2 protein-coding genes are annotated in these 1052 nt (G+C 45.7%); both read left to right on the forward strand.

What is annotated here, in order from left to right; translation table 11 throughout:
* Positions 1 to 338: RagB/SusD family nutrient uptake outer membrane protein (locus RG47T_RS26720; protein ID WP_253187513.1), on the forward strand; the 338-nt coding region annotated here is incomplete at its 5' end.
* 63 nt (positions 339 to 401) lie between these two features.
* The coding region (locus RG47T_RS25735) for a pectate lyase family protein (protein ID WP_435583574.1) at positions 402 to 1052 on the forward strand (651 nt) is incomplete at its 3' end.

Genomic DNA, 1052 nt, shown 5'->3' on the forward strand with positions numbered 1-1052 from the left:
ATGACCTCATCCGCTGGAATTTATTTTTACCAACCATTACCACATCCCGCGCTAATATGACACTGATGCTAAACAAGCAAGCACCATATGCTAACCTGCCGCAATCTATGTATTACCAAAATGCTTCGCAGACCTTAGTTTATGGCAACTCGCTGTACACAACTACACCGGCTGCTACACCGGCTGGTTATACCAAAATAGCCTGGATAAGTTCGCTTACCGCAGCCTACATTGCCAGCGATGCACAGGCATATAAAGTAAATCACAGCGAATTACTGCCTATACCGCAACAATCCATCGATGCCAACCCATTGTTAACACAAAACCCGGGGTATTAATATATTTGATTTATTAAGGCTGCCCTTTTTTAGGACAGCCTTTTTGTATTTTTAAATAATTCTATGAAAAAGTTATCAGTTATAGTAGTAACCCTGCTATTCTTTGCACAACCCAATATTACTTTTGCCTCCGGCGATAACGGCGTGCCGGCTTTCCCCGGTGCCGAGGGGTATGGCAAATATCCTACCGGTGGCAGGGGCGGCAAAGTTTACGTGGTTAACAACCTTAATGATAGCGGCGAAGGTAGCTTACGCGATGCCATCCAGAAGAAAGGCCCACGCACTGTTGTGTTTGCGGTTTCGGGCACCATTGCGCTCGAGTCAAAACTTAGCATCAGGAACAACGACATTACCATTGCCGGGCAAACAGCCCCTGGTGATGGCATTTGCATTAGAAATTACACTACAACTATTGATGCAGATAATGTAATTGTGCGCTACATCCGCTTCCGGATGGGTGATGAACGTAAATATGAGGATGATTCATTTAACGGCCGCAGCCACCAAAATATCATCATTGATCATTGCTCCATGAGCTGGTCAATTGACGAAACTGCTTCCTTTTATTATAACAAGCACTTTACCATGCAATGGTGTATCATAGCCGAAAGCCTCGATCATTCATTCCATTCCAAGGGCCCGCATGGGTACGGCGGGATCTGGGGTGGCGAGGGTGCTACCTTTCACCATAATTTACTGGCCAGCCATACCAGC

The organism is Mucilaginibacter polytrichastri, assembly GCF_001911425.1.
Taxonomy (GTDB): domain Bacteria; phylum Bacteroidota; class Bacteroidia; order Sphingobacteriales; family Sphingobacteriaceae; genus Mucilaginibacter; species Mucilaginibacter polytrichastri.